Source organism: Streptomyces sp. CNT360 (assembly GCF_000424785.1).
Genome location: NZ_AUKO01000003.1, coordinates 168,769 through 185,507, shown reverse-complemented (window position 1 = coordinate 185,507; position 16,739 = coordinate 168,769). Strand labels below are relative to the sequence as shown.

The following is a 16,739-nucleotide window of genomic DNA, read 5'->3' as shown; positions in this document are numbered from 1 at the left end:
ACACTTGGTTAGGCGGGCCTAACCTACGTGCCGCGCAGCGCCGCACCCCCCGATCGAGCTGCCACTTCCCCCGAAGGTGGTAGCCGCACCCCCGGCACCCACCCGCCCACCGCCCGAACCGGCCCCTCACCCCACAGCCGCACGCACCCCCAACGCCCGCCGCAGATCATCCAACTGATCCTCCAGCCGACGACGCAACGCCGGAACCGGCTCCCGCCCGGTCAGACACTCCTCACCCCGCGCCAACGTCTCCTCGTCCACGAACGCCCAAGGAAACGCGTACCGGCCCGCCGCCTCCGCCCACGCCGTACCCCGCTGCGCCGCCACCGCCGGCACCTCCGCGAAATACCGCTCCGGAAACCCCGCCAGCAACTCCCGCTGCTCCACCTGCCAGAAACCCTGCGCCGTCGCCGTGAACACATAGTTCGACAACGCATCCGCAGGACCGAACATCGCCTCCCAGGCCGCCTCCTTCGCCGACGCACTCGGCAACGCCGCCCGACACCGCGCCGCCGCCTCCGCACCCCGCGCACTCACGTCCGCCGCCCGCGCCTCCTCGATGTCCGCGACCTCCACCCCACCCAGCACCGCAAGCCGCAGCAACAACCGCCAGCGCAGCTCCGCATCCAGCAGCGGACCCCCACCAGACACCTCACCCGCCGCACGCCACGCCGACAACTCCTCCGGCGACGTCGCACAGTCGATGAAACACCGCGCCGCCGTCAACCGCAGCCCCGCCGGCTCCGCACCACCCGCACCCCGCCCGGCCAGCAACTCCGCACACACCTCCGACAACAACCCCAGCGCCTCCGCACGCTCCTCACCCACCAGAAAACGATCCGCCGCCTGCCCCCTCGCGAACGCCAACACTCCCTGCACCACCGCACCGTCCGTCTCCGCCGGCAGATGCGCCCGCACCGTACGCACATACTCCAGCGGCCCCAACTCCCCGTCCCGCACCATGTCCCGCGCCGCGTTCCACACCACCGCACGCGACAACTGCCCCGGCACCCCCGACAGAGCCGCACGCACCGTGCCCCACGACACCGGATCGAGCCGCACCTTCGCATACGACCAGTCCAGATCGTTGACCAGCACCAGATCCGGACGCGGCCCCTCCAACGTCACCGTCAACCGGCCCCCACCCGCCGGCACGTCCCGCTCCAACCGCTCCCGCAACACCACCTGCGACGCATCCGCCGGAGCCCTGTCGTACAACCCCACCGCCAACCGGTGCGGACGCGACCCACGGTGCTCCACATCCACATACCAGCACCGGTCCTCCGACTCACCCACCCGCGGCACCAGCGTGTCCACACCCGTCGTCCGCAACCACGCCTCCGCCCACCCCCGCACATCCCGCTCGGAGGCACGCGCCAACGAATCCAGGAAATCCGACAGCGTCGCATTGCCGAACCGATGCCGCGCGAAATGGTCGTTGATCCCCGCCAAGAACGCCTTCTCACCCAGCCACACCACCAACTGGCGCAGCGCCGACGCTCCCTTCGCATACGAGATCCCGTCGAAATTGCTCCGCGCCGACGCCGTGTCCGGCACCCCCTCCGGATCCGGCGCCACCGGATGCGTCGACGGCCGCTCGTCCGCGTCGTACCCCCAGCTCTTCCGCGCCACCGCGAAATCCGTCCACGTATCCGTGAACCGCGTCGCCTCACTCAGCACCTGATAGCCCATGTACTCCGCGAACGACTCGTTCAACCAGATGTCGTCCCACCAGCGCAGCGTCACCAGATCCCCGAACCACATGTGCGCCATCTCGTGCGCGATCACCATCCCGCGCGTCTGCCGCTCCGTCTCCGTCACCGCCGAACGGTGGATGAACTCGTCCCGGAACGTCACCAGCCCCGGATTCTCCATCGCCCCCGCATTGAACTCCGGCACGAACGCCTGATCGTAGGAGTCGAACGGATACGGCTCGTCGAAGATCTCGTGATACCGGTCGAAACAGCGCCGCGTGACCTCCAGCAGCTCCGCCGCGTCCGCCTCCAGATGCGGCCCCAACGACCTGCGTACATGCAGACCGAACGGCAACCCCGCATGCTCCGTGCGCACCGAATGGAACGGCCCCGCCGCCACCGCCATCAGATACGTACTGATCGGCGGCGTCGCCGCGCACTCCCAGCGCCCGGCCTCACCACTACGGGACGCCACCCCGTTCCCCAGCACCGTCCACCCCTCCGGCGCCGTCACCGACACCACGAACCGCGCCTTGAGATCCGGCTGGTCGAAACAGGCGAACACCAGCGGCGCATCCGCCATGCAGCACATCGTGTAGACGTAGGAGCAGCCGTCCTCCGGATCCGTGAACCGGTGCATGCCCTCACCCAGCTTCGAGTACGGCATCAGCGCCTCGACACGCAACTCGTGCTCCCCCGCTGCCAGCCCCCGCAACGGCAGCCGCCCTGCACGCAGCTCGGCCGGATCCAGCGCACGCCCGTCGAGCTCGGCCGCCACCAGCTCCCGCGGCCGCACCTCCACGAACGTGTCCGCCCCCGCCGCACCCGCCTCCCGCACGACGAACCGCACCACCGTCGTGGACCCGAACACCTCCTCCCCCCGCGTCAGATCCAGCTCCACCCCGTACTGCTCGACCCGGAGCAGCCGGGCCCTGCTCTCCGCTTCCGCACGCGTCAACACGACCATGCGCGCCATAGTGCCCCAGCCGCGCCCCGTGGGCACCAGGGCGTCATCACTTGCGTCGGTACCCGCGCCGCGCCGTACCCGCGCTCAGTACTTCGGCCCGATGTGCGCATCCATGAGCGCAACGGAGTCCCGACGGGCGACGGAGACGGTGCGTCCGCCTTTGACGTGCGGGGTGCTGGTCCATGAGACGCCGAGGTCGTCCAGCGTCCGGACGTAGAGCCGCAGGATGTCGGGGGAGAGGTTCGTAAAGAAGTAGCGCGGATACTCGTACCGCCTCGGCTGCCCGGCGACCATGCGCCTGGTCCAGTTGGTGATGCGGCAACCGTCGGAGTGGACGAGCCCGCGTATCAGCTCCCAGGGGAACCTGTCGACGATCTCCTGTTGCCACTCCGCCAGGAGGATGGGGCGCTCATGCTTCTTGCCGGGGCCGTGCTGGGGGAAGAGACACGGCCAGTGCCGGGAACAGGCGGTCACATCGACACAGCCCTGGCGCTGCACGCGGAAGACGTTGTTCCCGGGGCGTACGCGGCGCATGGCGTGCGTACAGGCGTCGATCAGGCCCGGCCACGCGTCCGCGCAGGCGATGCGCAGCGTGTGGGTGCGGGCGAGCTCACTGATGCAGCCGTCGCCGAGGTAGAGCCCCAACAGATAGCTGTAGGCGGCGAGGTCCGGTGGCAGGCCGGGCGGGGAGGAGCACCGCACGCAGGCGGTGGCGCACCGGGGCTTCGGGTGGAGCCGCTGCTGCCAGTGACGCAGGCACCACCGGGAGACACCGGTCTGCCTGCTCACGGAGTTGAGGCTGCGCCCCTGGGCCACGAGGGCGAGGGCACGCTTCCTGGTTTCGAGGTCGTACACGCGAGCAGGATCTGTCCGCCCGTTCGAGTTCGGGGCGGAAACAGGACGTCGCTACCTCGATGGGGTGAAGTCAGGCGCTGCCGCTTGACGCCTTCGTATTGAAGGTGAGGTGCCCCGGGTCGGACTCGAACCGACACTGTATGGGTTTTGAATCCATTGCCTGCTGCCAATTGGGCTACCGGGGCCAGCGGATTCGAAGGCTGGCGCCTACCCGCTGTGCCCACACTTTACAGGACCTGGGTAGGCTCGTGTCTCCCACCTGTGCGGAAACGAGGAGCCCAGTGAGCGCCGCGGACGTCCCCGAGTCTGAGAGTGTCCCCCGTGACGACCAGCAGCAGCCCGGTGAGCCGGCGGCGGCTGCCGAGACGAGCGGCAGCGCGCATGTGCCTCCGGCGACGCGGCGGGTCGTGATCGCGGAGGACGAGGCCCTGATCCGGATGGATCTCAAGGAGATGCTGGAGGAGGAGGGCTACACCGTCGTCGGCGAGGCCGGCGACGGCTCGCGGGCCGTGGAGCTGGCCCGCGAGCACCGGCCCGACCTGTGCATCCTGGATGTGAAGATGCCGGTGCTGGACGGCATCTCCGCGGCCGAGAGGATCGCCGAGGAGAGCATCGCACCGGTGCTGATGCTGACCGCGTTCTCCCAGCGGGAGCTGGTGGAGCGGGCCCGGGACGCGGGCGCCATGGCGTATCTGGTGAAGCCGTTCAGCAAGAGCGACGTGGTTCCGGCCATCGAGATGGCCGTCTCGCGGTTCACGGAGATGCGGGAGCTGGAGAAGGAGGTCGCCGACCTGGCCCAGCGGCTGGAGACCCGCAAGCTGGTGGACCGGGCGAAGAGCGTGTTGCAGACGCAGTACGGCTTGACGGAGCCGGCCGCGTTCCGCTGGATCCAGAAGACGTCGATGGACCGCAGGCTGTCGATGCAGCAGGTGGCCGAGGCGGTCATCGAGGACGGCGAGGAGCGCCGCAAGCAGCAGGGGCAGTAGCGCGGCGGGAGCCGTGACGAAGGGGAGACGAGAGGGACGAGCGGGAGGGGCCGCCCACGCGTGGGCGGCCCCTCCCGCTCGTCCCTCTCGCCGGCTCTCAGTCCTCGCCGAGGTACGCCTTGCGTACGGATTCGTCGTGCAACAGCTGCTCCCCGGTGCCGGAGAGGGTGATGGTGCCGATCTCCATGACGTGGCCCTGGTCGGCGAGGGAGAGCGCGGCCTGGGCGTTCTGTTCGACGAGCAGGATGGTGGTGCCGGCGGCCTTCAGCTCGCCGATGGTGGACATGATCTTCTGCATCATGATCGGTGAGAGTCCCATGGAGGGCTCGTCGAGCATGAGCAGCTTGGGGCGGGACATCAGGGCGCGGCCCATGGCGAGCATCTGTTGTTCGCCGCCTGAGAGGGTGCCGGCGGCTTGGCGGCGGCGTTCTCCGAGGATGGGGAAGCGTTCGTAGACGCTGTTGATGTCGCGGGTGATGCCGTCGGTGTCCTTGCGGAGGAAGGCGCCGAGCTGGAGGTTCTCCTCGATGCCGAGGCGGGGGAAGATGCGTCGGCCTTCGGGGGAGTGGGCGAGTCCCATGGAGACGATCTTGTGGGCGCCGACTCCGTCGAGCATCTGTCCGTCGAAGGTGATCTTGCCTGCGAGGGGTTTGAGGAGTCCGGAGAGGGTGCGCAGGGTGGTGGTCTTGCCGGCGCCGTTGGTGCCGATGAGGGTGACGACCTCGCCGGCTTCGACGGAGAAGGAGATGCCTTTGACGGCCTCGATCTTTCCGTAGGCGACGCGCAGGTCCTCGACTTCGAGCAGGGCCATCAGTCCGCCTTCCCTTCCGGGGCGTCGCCGGGCTGGACCGCCTGCGCCGACTGGTCCGCCTGCGTCGACTGGTCCGTCTGTGCCGACTGGTCTGCCTGTGCCGGGCGGCCGGCGGGTGCTGCCTCCGCCGTGGCCACGGCGCCCGCCGCTGCCTCGGCCGTATGGCCTTCCGCTTCCTCCGCTGCCCGGACCTCGGCTGCCTCCGCTTCGCCGGGTTCGCCTTCGAAGGGGGTGCCGAGGTAGGCGGCGATGACGCGTTCGTCGTTCTGGACGACGTCGGGGGTGCCCTCGACGAGTTTCTCGCCCTGGACGAGGACGGCGACCCGGTCGCAGAGGTTGAAGATGAAGCGCATGTCGTGCTCGATTACGAGGACGGCGGTGCCCTGTTCGCGGATGGCGAGGACGAGTTCGCGGGTGGCGGTGGTTTCGCCGGCGGTCATGCCGGCGGTGGGCTCGTCCAGGAGCAGCAGGCCGGGTTCGCTGGCCAGGGCGCGGGCGATCTCCAGCTTGCGCTGTTCGCCGTAGGGGAGGTTGCGGGCGAGGTGGTCGCGTTTGTCGGCGAGGCCGGTGAAGGCGAGCAGTTCCATGGCGCGGTCCTCGGAGTGGCGTTCCGCGCGCCGGAAGCGGGGCCCGCGCAGGAGGGCGGAGAAGAGCCCTTCGTGGGTGCGGGTGTGGCGTCCGACGAGGACGTTCTCCAGGACGGTCATGTTGGCGAAGAGGCGGATGTTCTGGAAGGTCCGGGCGATGCCTGCCTGGGTGACGAGGTGGGAGCGGTGGGGCAGGACGGCGCCCTTGTAGCTGACGGTTCCCTCGGTGGGGATGTAGAGGCCGGTGAGGCAGTTGAAGAAGGTGGTCTTGCCGGCGCCGTTGGGGCCGATGAGGCCGACGATCTGCCCGGCGCGGACGGTGAGGTCCACGCCGCGTACGGCGGTCAGTCCGCCGAAGCGCATGGTGACGCCGGAGGCGTCGAGGACGGTGCCGCCCATGTCGTGGGGCGCGGGGTTGTCGGCCGGTGCGGTGGTGGGTGTCGTCATGGGGTCCTCACGCCTCCGTCTTGCCGGTGCCGGGGAGGCCGGGGCTGGTCTGTGCGGGGATGCCGGGGGCTTCGGGGCCGTCGGGGATGTCGAGTTGTCCGGTTTCGCGGAATTCCAGTTGCTTGCGGCGGTCGGCGATGAGGCCTTCGGGCCGGAAGCGCATCAGCAGGACGAGGGCGATGCCGAAGAGGAGGAGCTGGTAGTCGGCCATGAACTGGAGCTTGGCCGGGATGAGGTAGAGGAGGGCGGCGCCGATGAGGGGTCCGCTGACGGTGCCCATGCCGCCGAGGATGACGGCGATGAGCAGGAAGGCGGAGTTGGGTGGCGCGGTGTGGACGAATTTGTAGGACTCGGGGTTGACGGAGAACTCGACGTGGGCGAGGACGGTGCCGGCCATGCCGGCGAGGGTGGCGCCGAGGGCGAAGGCCAGGAGTTTGAGCCGGAAGGCGTTGACCCCCATGGCGCGGGCTGCGGTCTCGTCCTCGCGGATGGCGATCCAGGCACGGCCGATGCGGGAGTTGTCGGAGCGTCGGAAGACGGTGACGACGAGGGCGGTGAACAGCAGCATCAGCAGGTAGTAGTTGGCGAAGCGGCCGAGTTCGAAGCCGAGCACGGTGTGGGGTTCGCCGAGATTGAAGCCGAAGAGTTCCAGGTCGGGGATGTTGGGGATGCCGTTGGGACCGTTGGTGACGTTGGGGCCGGAGTCGCCGTCGAGGTTCTGTACGGAGATGCGGAAGATCTCTCCGAAGCCGAGGGTGACGATGGCGAGGTAGTCGCCGTGCAGGCGGAGCGAGGGGAAGCCGATGACGAGGCCGAAGACGAGGGCGACGGCGGCGCCGATGAGGACGGCGGCCCAGAAGGGTACGTGGAGGCCGAGGGAGGAGGTCTCGGCTCCGGAGACGAGGGCGGCGGTGTAGGCGCCGACGCCGAGGAAGGCGACGTATCCGAGGTCGAGGATGCCGGCGAGGCCGACGACCATGTTGAGGCCGAGCGCGACGGTGGCGAAGATCAGCACGCTGACGGCGATGTTGGTGTAGGCCTCGTTGCTCTGGGTGAGGGGGAAGAGCAGCGCGGCGACGAAGGTGGCGGCGAGGGTGACGCCGCGGTGCCGGGCGGTCAGCGCGGTCAGCCGCCGGAGGAGCCCGGCCCGGTGGAGGGCGGGGAAGGCGAAGGCGGCGACGATCAGGAAGCCGATGAACGGGGGGCCGCCGTCGGCCTCGATGCCGTAGGCGAAGACGTAGAGCCCCACGGCGCACGAGAGGCAGATGACAAGGAGTTCGGCCCAGTCGGGCAGGGGGGCGGGCCGCCCGGGGGCGGGGGCTTCGAGGGCGTGCCGGAGGCGCCCTCGGGGTCCGGTCCCGCGGGCGCCGGGGTCGGGTTCGGGGGGCAGGTCGGCGGGGAGGGCGAGGGCGCCGACGAGGGAGAGGAGGGTGGCGGCGACGCCGAGCCACATGCCGGGTTCGAGGTTGACGAGGCCGCCGAGTTCGACGGCGATGGCCGCTGCGGTGTACCAGGTGACGCCGAGGCCGGCGAGGCTCATCAGCAGGACGGCGCTGTGTTTGCCGCCGGGTGTCAGCCAGCGCAGTCCGCGGGTGCCGGCGGAGGCGAGGAGGAGGGCGGCGGTCAGTACGGCGGTGACGAGGGTGAGGAGCTGGAGCCCGGCGGGGTAGAGGGTGAAGGTGAGGTCGCCGGGGAATTCGGCGGTCCAGGTCCAGGGGAGCATGGTGGCCACGAAGCTGAGGACCGCTCCTCCGCCGACGAGGATCCGGCCGTTCCTGCGGCTGGTGCGCGGGTCGGCGCCGAGGGGGAGGGGCGGGCCGGCTGCGAGGGGAGGCGGGGTGGTGGTGGCCGCTTCGGTGCTGGTGTGGGTGTGGTGTGTGGTCATGGGTATCACGCCCGATCCGCGAGGCGCTCGCCGAGGATGCCCTGGGGTCGTAGGAGGAGGACGAGGATGAGCAGGACGAACGCCCACACGTCCTTCCAGGAGCCGCCGCCGAACTGTTCGAGTCCGGGGATGTCGCCGATGTAGGCGGTGGCCAGGGCTTCGGCGACGCCGAGGACGAGGCCGCCGACCATGGCGCCGTATATGTTGCCGATGCCGCCGAGGACGGCGGCGGTGAAGGCCTTGAGGCCGGCGATGAAGCCCATCCGGAAGTTGACCTCGCCGGTCTTGAAGCCCTGGGCGATGGCGGCGACGGCGGCGAACGCGGCGCCGATGGCGAAGGCCATGACGATGATGCGGTCGGTGTTGATGCCCATGAGTTTGGCGGTGTCCGGGTCCTGCGAGGTGGCCTGCATGGCGCGTCCGGTGCGGGTCTTGGCGACGAACAGCCCGAGAACGAGCATGCACACGGGTGCGGAGACGAAGATGAACAGGTCCTCGCGGGAGAGGGTGACGACGCCCAGGTCGATGTCGCCGCCGCCGATCTGCGGGAAGGGGCGGGCCTTCTTGGCGTTCGGGTAGAAGGCCCAGACGGCTTGCTGGAGGGCGAGGGAGAGGCCGATCGCGGTGATCAGCGGGGCGAGTCGCGGGCCGCCGCGCAGCGGCCGGTAGGCGAAGCGTTCGGCTCCGACAGCGACGAGCACGGCGCACACGACGCCGAGCAGGATCATCAGGGGAAGGGCGACGGCGAGGCCCGTTCCGTCGGGCAGCCACAGGTAGGCGGTCAGCGCGCCGAAGCCGCCGATCATGAATATCTCGCCGTGGGCGAAGTTGATGAGCTGGACGATGCCGTAGACCATCGTGTACCCGATCGCGATGAGGCCGTACAACGCGCCGAGTGCGAGTCCGTTCGCCAACTGATCCGGCAGATCGTGCACCGGGGCTCCTTGGGTGTGTCAGATACGGCCGCGCGGGGGCGCCGTGGGAGACGCCCCCGCGCGGCTGCGGTTCGTCGAAGGGCGGGGCGGGGCGGTCAGCTCTGCTTGAAGGTGCCGGTCCGCACGGGCTTGTGCTTGCCGCTCTTGACCTCGTAGACGGAGAGCTGCTTGTTGGTGGTGTCGCCGTACTTGTCGAAGGAGACCTGGCCGGTGACGCCGTCGAAGGTGACGTCCTGCATGGCTTCGGTGACCTGCTTGCGGGTCTCGTCCATGCTGTCGGGCAGCTTGCCGTCGTTCTTCTTCACCACGGCCTTGACGGCCAGGATGACGGCCCTGGTGCTGTCGTAGGCGTAGCCGCCGTAGGCCTCGTAGGGCAGCTTGTAGCCGGCCTTCTTGTAGTTCTTCATGAACGTCTTGGCCGTGTCGAGGCTCTCCAGCGGTGCGCCGACGGAGGTGGCCAGGTCGCCTTCGACGTTCTTCTTGCCGAGCTTGATGTACTCCTCGCTGTAGAGGGCGTCGCCGCCCACCACCAGCGCCTTGGAGCCGGCCTTGCTGATCTGGGCGCTCAGCGGGGCGCCGGCCGGGTACTCGCCGCCGTAGTAGACGAAGTCGGCCTTGGACTTGGCGACCTTGGTGGCGACGGCGGAGAAGTCGCGGTCGTCGGGGTTGATGTGGTCGGTGCCCACGACCTTGCCGCCGAGCTTCTTGAACTCGTCGGTGAAGGTGCCCGCCAGACCGGCCCCGTAGGTCTTCTTGTCGTCGATGATGTACGCCTTGGTGAACTTGCGCTTGTCGAACAGGTATTGGGCGGCGTACGGGCCCTGCACGGCGTCGGTGGCACAGGTGCGGAAGTAGGTGTCGAAGAGCCGCTTCTTCTGCCCCTTCTGCCAGTTGGCGCCCTGGGTGAGCTCGGGGGCGGTGTTGGCGGGGGAGACCTGCACCATGTGCGCGTTGCCGAAGATCTTCTGCATGGACTGGCCGACGTGCGAGTTGAGGGGCCCGACGGCGCCGGCGACGGTGTCGTCCCCGACGAACTTGGTGGCGTTCTGCTGGCCGGTGCCGGCCTGACCCTGGTCGTCCAGCGCCTGGATCTTGAAGGTGACGCCGTCGGCCTCGTTGTTCTTGTTGGCCGTCTTGACGGCCAGGTCGCTGGAGTTCTTGATGCCCTGCCCCAGTGCGGACAGATCGCCGGTCAGCGGGGCGTCGAGGCCGATGACGACGGTGGTCTTGTCCCCACTGCCGCCGCCGCTCTTGTCGTCGCGCGAGCCGCACGCGGAGAGGGTCAGAGCTCCCACTGTGACGGTGGTGGTGAGTATGAGCAAGGAACGGTGACGCACGATCAGTCCTTTCCCCGAGGCGCGGCCCTCGCGGCATGAGTGCGTGAGCGGCCGTGTGCGCGCCGGGCCGTACGGGAAGTACAGATCGGTGCTGTGTCATGCACGCCCGGCGGCGCGGTGACTGGCGGTGACTCTAAGGCGATGTCGTGAAGACGGGCAGAGGTGCCGTCGAGGATGTGACTTTCTTGTTATCACCGTCATGGAACCGGCAGGGCGGTACATGATCTTCCGTCAACCAGCCCTGTGTGACGGCGACATGACGGACACGTTGCGCCGCCCGAAGCCGCAGTTGGGTCGCAAGGTCACCGATCATGGCCCGCAGCCGGGTCCGCATACCGTACGGAGGGCGCGGGCGGGCACCCGCGCGAAGCGGCGTCCGGGGAGGGGCTGAGAACGTGCGACACGTGCGCGTTACACAACGTGACGGCCAGGACGCGGGGCCGCGCACCGGTGGGAAGGATGTGACAGGAGGGAGTCCGGGCGGCACCCACCACCCGTACCGTCCGCCCCTGCCGCACCGGCACCGTCACGCCCCGGCGCGCGGGACCGACGGCGCCGACGAGCGGCAGGCCGTCACGCCTGGGCGTCGCGCAGCAGGCAGGTCAGGCGCGCGGTGCACACCCGGCGCCCCTCCTCGTCGGTGACGACGACCTCGTAGCTGGTCATCGTCCGCCCCCGGTGCACCGGGGTGGCCACGCCGGTCACCACGCCGGAGCGCGGGCCGCGGTGGTGCGTGCAGTTCAGGTCGACTCCCACGGCCGCCTTGCCGGGGCCGCCGTGCAGCATCGCGCCGACCGACCCCAGCGTCTCCGCGAGCACCGCGGAGGCGCCGCCGTGCAGCAGCCCGTACGGCTGGGTGTTGCCCTCGACGGGGAGGGTGCCGACGACCCGCTCGGGGCAGGCCTCCAGGATGCGCAGGCCCATCCGCTCGCCCAGTGCCCCGGCGGAGAACAGCGCCTGCAGGTCGAGCCCCGAGGCCTGCCACTGGTCCAGGACTTCCTGGGGGAACTCGGTGGTGGTCCGCTCACCCATTGCCTCGCCGCTCCGATCACGCGTCGCTGTGCCGTCCGGCCGGGCGACGGCCGGACGGCATCGAGCTTATGCCCGTGCGGCGCTCAGTCGGCCGCGGCGGGAGTGAGCCTGATCACGATCGACTTGCTGGCCGGGGTGTTGCTGGTGTCCGCCGTGGCGTCGAGCGGCACCAGCACGTTGGTCTCCGGGTAGTAGGCGGCCGCGCAGCCGGGTGCCGTCGGGTAGTGGACGACACGGAAGCCGCGCGCCACCCGCTCCCGCCCGTCGTCCCACTCGCTGGTCAGGTCGGCGTACGCCCCGTCGGCGAGCCCGCACGCCGCGGCGTCCTCGGGGCGGACGAGCACGACCCGGCGGCCGTTCTTGATGCCCCGGTAGCGGTCGTCGAGCCCGTAGACGGTGGTGTTGTACTGGTCGTGGGAGCGCAGCGTCTGGAGCAGCAGCCGCCCTTCGGGCACCCGGGGGAAGGTGACGGGGGCCGCGGTGAAGTTGGCCTTGCCGGTGTCCGTGGGGAACCGCCGCTCGTCGCGCGGGGCGTGCGGCAGCGCGAACCCGCCGGGGCGGGCCACCTTTGCGTTGAAGTCCTCGAAGCCGGGCACCACGCGGCCGATCCGGTCGCGGACGAGCGCGTAGTCGCCCTCGAATTCCTCCCACGGGGTGGTGGAGCCCTCGCCCAGCACCGCCCGGGCCAGCCGCGCGACGATCGCCGGCTCGGACAGCAGGTTCTCGCTCGCGGGCGCCAGCCTGCCGCGCGAGGCGTGCACCATGCCCATGGAGTCCTCGACGGTGACGAACTGGTCACCGCTTCGCTGGGTGTCCCGCTCGGTGCGGCCCAGGGTGGGCAGGATCAGCGCCCGCGCGCCGGTCACACAGTGCGACCTGTTGAGTTTCGTGGAGACGTGCACCGTCAGCCGTGCCCGCCGCATCGCCGCCTCGGTCACCTCGGTGTCGGGCGAGGCCGACACGAAGTTGCCGCCCATCGCGAAGAACACCTTCGCCTGACCGTCGCGCAGCGCGCGGATGGCCCGTACCACGTCGTACCCGTGCTCGCGGGGCGGTGCGAACCCGAACTCCTTCTCCAGAGCGTCCAGGAACTCGGGCGCGGGCCGCTCGAAGATGCCCATGGTGCGGTCGCCCTGCACGTTGCTGTGGCCGCGCACCGGGCAGACACCCGCGCCGGGGCGCCCGATGTTGCCGCGCAGCAGCAGGAAGTTGACCACCTCGCGGATGGTGGGCACCGCGTGCTTGTGCTGGGTGAGCCCCATCGCCCAGCACACCACGGTGCGACGCGAGGCGAGCACCATCTCCAGCGCCCGCTCGATCTCGGCCCGCTCCAGCCCGGTCGCCGCCAGGGTCTCCTCCCAGTCGGTGGCGCGGGCGGCCTCGGCGAACTCCTCGAAGCCGTGCGTGTAGGTGTCGACGAACTCCTGGTCGACGGCGCCCTCCCGCTCCAGGATCAGGCGGTTCAGCGCCCGGAAGAGTGCCTGGTCGCCGCCGAGGCGGACCTGGAGGAACAGGTCGGTCAGCGGGGTGCCGCCCGCGGCCAGCCCCTTGGGGGTCTGCGGGTTCTTGAACCGCTCCAGGCCGGCCTCGGGCAGCGGATTGACCGTGAGGATCTTCGCGCCGCCCTCCTTGGCCTTCTCCAGCGCGGAGAGCATCCGCGGATGGTTGGTGCCCGGATTCTGCCCGGCCACGATGATCAGGTCCGCCTGGTACAGGTCCTCCAGGAGCACGCTGCCCTTGCCGACGCCGAGGGTCTCGGTCAGCGCCGAGCCGGACGACTCGTGGCACATGTTGGAGCAGTCCGGCAGGTTGTTGGTACCGAACTCGCGGGCGAAGAGCTGGTACAGGAACGCGGCCTCGTTGCTGGTGCGCCCCGAGGTGTAGAAGACGGCCTCGTCGGGGGAGGCCAGGCCCGTCAGCTCCTCGGCGATCAGCTCGAAGGCCCGGGTCCAACTGACCGGCTCGTACCGCTCACCGCCCTCGGGCAGCAGCATCGGCTCGGTCAGCCGGCCCTGCTGCCCCAGCCAGTATCCGGAGCGCCCGGCCAGGTCGGCGACCGGGTGCGCGGCGAAGAACTCCCGGGTGACCCGGCGGGTGGTCGCCTCCTCCGCCACGGCCTTGGCGCCGTTCTCGCAGAACTCCGCCGTGTGCCGCTTGTCACCTTCCGGCCACGCACAGCCAGGACAGTCGAACCCGTTCTTCTGGTTGACACGCAACAGCGTCAGCGCCGTCCGCCGCACCCCCATCTGCTGCTGCGCCATCCGCAGCGAGTGCGCTACGGCCGGCACCCCGGCTGCGGCGTGCGAGGGAGCCCCTACCTGGGGCGCGTCCTGAACCGGATCTTCACTGGGAGCCTTACGCGTCATGACACCTGATGGTGCCACCGTCCCCGGGCCGGCAGCCACACACCGGCGTGCCCGCGATTGTCACTGCCGCATGCGAGGATCGGTCCCGTGGCTAAGACGGCATCGAAGACGGCACCGAAGGCAACCCCCGAGCGCAGCGGCGAGGCACGGCCCCGCCTGATGCTCATGGACGGGCACTCCCTGGCCTACCGCGCGTTCTACGCGCTGCCCGCGGAGAACTTCAACACGACCACGGGCCAGCCCACCAACGCGATCTACGGCTTCACCTCGATGCTGGCGAACACGTTGCGTGATGAGGAGCCCACCCACTTCGCCGTCGCCTTCGACGTCTCCCGCAAGACCTGGCGCTCGGCGGAGTTCTCCGAGTACAAGGCGAACCGCTCCAAGAGTCCCGACGAGTTCAAGGGCCAGGTCGAGCTGATCGGCGAGCTGCTCGACGCCATGCAGGTCCGCCGCTACGCCGTCGACGGCTACGAGGCGGACGACGTGATCGCCACGCTCGCCACCCAGGCCGAGGCCGAGGGCTTCACCGTCTCCATCGTCACCGGGGACCGCGACACCTTCCAGCTCGTCAGCGACAACGTCACGGTGCTCTACCCCACCAAGGGCGTCTCCGAGCTGACCCGCTACACCCCCGAGAAGGTGGCCGAGAAGTACGGCCTCTCCCCGCAGCAGTACCCGGACTTCGCGGCGCTGCGCGGCGACCCCTCCGACAACCTGCCGGGCATCCCCGGCGTCGGCGAGAAGACGGCCACCAAGTGGATCACCCAGTTCGGCTCCCTCGCCGAGCTGGCCGAGCGGGCGGACGAGGTCAAGGGCAAGGCGGGCGACAACCTCCGCTCCCACCTGGAGTCCGTGCTGCTCAACCGCCGGCTGACCGAGCTGGTCCGCGACGTCCCCCTGCCGGACGGCCCCGCGGACCTGACCCGCACCCCCTACGACCGGGACGGGCTGGCCGTCATCCTGGACACGCTGGAGTTCCGCCACCAGAACTTCCGCGACCGCCTCTTCGCCGCCGACCCGGGCGCGGCCGCGCAGGAGGAGGAGCCCGTCTCCGCGGACGGCATCGAGGTGGACGGCACCGTGGTGCAGGCCGGCACCCTCGCGCCCTGGCTGGAACAGCACGGCGCGGTCACGCTCGGTGTCTCCACCGTCGACGTGTGGAAGCAGGGCAGCGGCAGTGTGAGCGAGATCGCGCTGGCCACCGGCTCCGGGCCCGCCGTCTGGTTCGACCCCGCGCAGTTGACCGAGGGCGACGAGCAGGCGTTCGCCGCCTGGCTGGCCGACGCGGGCAGCCAGAAGGTGATGCACGACGCCAAGGCGCTGATGCGGGTCTTCGCGGAGCACGGCTGGTCCGTGGCCGGGGTGTGGACGGACACCGCGCTGGCCGCCTACCTCGACAAGCCGGGCCGCCGCTCCTTCGCCCTGGACGCCCTCTCGGTGGAGTATCTGGGCCGCGAGCTGGGGCCCACGGCCGAGTCCGACGGCCAGCTCGCGCTCGGGGTGGACGAGCAGGCCGAGGCCGAGGCCCTGATGGTCAAGGCCCGCACGGTGCTGGACCTGGGCGTGGCCTTCGAGGTCAGGCTGGACCAGGTGGGCGCCGCCGAGATGCTTCGCGAGCTGGAGCTGCCGACCTCCGAGGTGCTGGCCCGGATGGAGCGGGCGGGCATCGCCGCGGACCGCGCGTGGCTGCAGGGACTGGAGCAGCAGTTCGCGGACGCGGTGCAGCAGGCGGTCGGCGAGGCGCACGCCTCGGTGGGCCACGAGTTCAACCTGGGCTCGCCCAAGCAGCTCCAGGAGGTCCTCTTCGGTGAACTGGGGCTGCCCAAGACGAAGAAGACCAAGACGGGCTACACCACGGACGCGGACGCGCTGGCCTGGCTGGCGGCCCAGACCGAGCACGAACTGCCCGTGGTCATGCTGCGCTACCGCGAGCAGCAGAAGCTGCGCACCACGGTGGAGGGGCTGATCAAGACCATCGCCCCCGACGGCCGCATCCACACCACCTTCAACCAGACGGTGGCCGCCACCGGCCGGCTCTCCTCCACGGACCCGAACCTGCAGAACATCCCGGTGCGCACCGACGAGGGCCGCGCCATCCGCCGCGGCTTCCGCGTGGGTGAGGGATTCGAGTCGCTGATGACGGCCGACTACAGCCAGATCGAACTGCGCGTGATGGCCCATCTGTCCGAGGACGAGGGTCTGATCGAGGCGTTCACCTCCGGTGAGGACCTGCACGACACGGTCGCCGCGCAGGTCTTCGGCGTCGAGAAGTCCGCCGTCGATCCGGAGATGCGGCGCAAGATCAAGGCGATGTCCTACGGTCTGGCCTACGGGCTCTCCGCGTTCGGCCTCTCGCAGCAGCTGGGCATCACCCCGGAGGAGGCGCGGGGCCTGATGGACACCTACTTCGAGCGCTTCGGCGGGGTGCGGGACTACCTGCGCCGCACCGTCGAGGAGGCCCGCGCCACCGGCTACACGCACACGATCATGGGCCGCCGCCGCTATCTGCCCGATTTGACCAGCGACCACCGGCAGCGCCGCGAGATGGCGGAGCGGATGGCGCTCAACGCCCCGATCCAGGGCACGGCGGCCGACATCGTCAAGGTCGCCATGCTCAAGGTCGATGCGGCCCTGCGCGCGGCGGACCTGCGCTCCCGGATGCTGCTCCAGGTGCATGACGAGATCGTGCTGGAGATCGCAGCCGGGGAGCGGGAGCAGGTGGAGAAGCTGGTGCGCTCCGAGATGTCCTCCGCGGTGTCGCTGCGGGCCCCGTTGGACGTGTCCGTCGGCGTCGGGCAGGACTGGGAGTCGGCGGCGCACTGAGGCGTGCCCGC

General features: G+C 70.1%; 11 protein-coding genes and 1 tRNA gene. 2 read left to right on the top strand and 10 right to left on the bottom strand.

Annotated elements, in window-relative coordinates; all coding sequences use genetic code 11:
• Window positions 1–126: 126 nt before the first annotated feature.
• From pepN to H297_RS0108200, 3 genes are all read right to left on the bottom strand, one after another.
• Complete coding sequence (gene pepN / locus H297_RS0108210) at window positions 127–2,661, bottom strand: aminopeptidase N (protein WP_027736645.1); 2,535 nt, start codon at window positions 2,659–2,661, stop codon at window positions 127–129.
• An 84-nt stretch (window positions 2,662–2,745) separates the two neighbouring features.
• Entirely contained in the window at window positions 2,746–3,516 is a 771-nt protein-coding gene (locus H297_RS0108205; protein WP_027736644.1) for a helix-turn-helix domain-containing protein, read from the bottom strand.
• A gap of 110 nt (window positions 3,517–3,626) precedes the next feature.
• A tRNA-Leu gene (locus H297_RS0108200) sits at window positions 3,627–3,701 on the bottom strand.
• Window positions 3,702–3,797: 96 nt separating this feature from the next.
• On the opposite strand from H297_RS0108200, the gene H297_RS0108195 reads away from it, so the two are divergent.
• Entirely contained in the window at window positions 3,798–4,502 is a 705-nt protein-coding gene (locus H297_RS0108195) for a response regulator (RefSeq protein WP_027736643.1), read from the top strand.
• Between the two features lie 97 nt (window positions 4,503–4,599).
• On the opposite strand, the gene H297_RS0108190 is transcribed toward H297_RS0108195, so the two are convergent.
• The 7 genes from H297_RS0108190 to H297_RS0108160 form a co-directional block, all read right to left on the bottom strand.
• Window positions 4,600–5,316 carry an ABC transporter ATP-binding protein gene (locus H297_RS0108190; RefSeq protein ID WP_027736642.1) on the bottom strand — a complete coding sequence of 239 codons (717 nt, stop codon included), beginning with the start codon at window positions 5,314–5,316 and terminating at the stop codon, window positions 4,600–4,602.
• Complete coding sequence (locus H297_RS35225) at window positions 5,313–6,347, bottom strand: ABC transporter ATP-binding protein (protein ID WP_078513844.1); 1,035 nt, start codon at window positions 6,345–6,347, stop codon at window positions 5,313–5,315. The genes H297_RS0108190 and H297_RS35225 overlap by 4 nt, the downstream gene beginning before the upstream one ends.
• A 7-nt stretch (window positions 6,348–6,354) precedes the next feature.
• Window positions 6,355–8,232 carry a branched-chain amino acid ABC transporter permease gene (locus tag H297_RS35220; protein WP_078513843.1) on the bottom strand — a complete coding sequence of 626 codons (1,878 nt, stop codon included), beginning with the start codon at window positions 8,230–8,232 and terminating at the stop codon, window positions 6,355–6,357.
• Between the two features lie 5 nt (window positions 8,233–8,237).
• Complete coding sequence (locus H297_RS0108175; protein WP_027736641.1) at window positions 8,238–9,167, bottom strand: branched-chain amino acid ABC transporter permease; 930 nt, start codon at window positions 9,165–9,167, stop codon at window positions 8,238–8,240.
• A gap of 95 nt (window positions 9,168–9,262) precedes the next feature.
• Window positions 9,263–10,504, bottom strand: a complete 1,242-nt coding sequence (locus tag H297_RS0108170; RefSeq protein WP_027736640.1) for a branched-chain amino acid ABC transporter substrate-binding protein — start codon at window positions 10,502–10,504, stop codon at window positions 9,263–9,265.
• A 573-nt stretch (window positions 10,505–11,077) separates the two neighbouring features.
• Window positions 11,078–11,536: a hotdog fold thioesterase gene (locus tag H297_RS0108165; RefSeq protein WP_027736639.1), complete on the bottom strand. Its 459-nt coding sequence runs from the start codon at window positions 11,534–11,536 to the stop codon at window positions 11,078–11,080.
• A gap of 83 nt (window positions 11,537–11,619) precedes the next feature.
• Complete coding sequence (locus H297_RS0108160) at window positions 11,620–13,902, bottom strand: FdhF/YdeP family oxidoreductase (RefSeq protein WP_027736638.1); 2,283 nt, start codon at window positions 13,900–13,902, stop codon at window positions 11,620–11,622.
• A 159-nt stretch (window positions 13,903–14,061) separates the two neighbouring features.
• Here H297_RS0108160 and polA point away from each other — a divergent pair, with 159 nt between their 5' ends.
• On the top strand, window positions 14,062–16,728 hold the full coding sequence (gene polA / locus H297_RS0108155; protein ID WP_486589471.1) for a DNA polymerase I: 2,667 nt from the start codon (window positions 14,062–14,064) through the stop codon (window positions 16,726–16,728).
• Window positions 16,729–16,739: the final 11 nt, after the last annotated feature.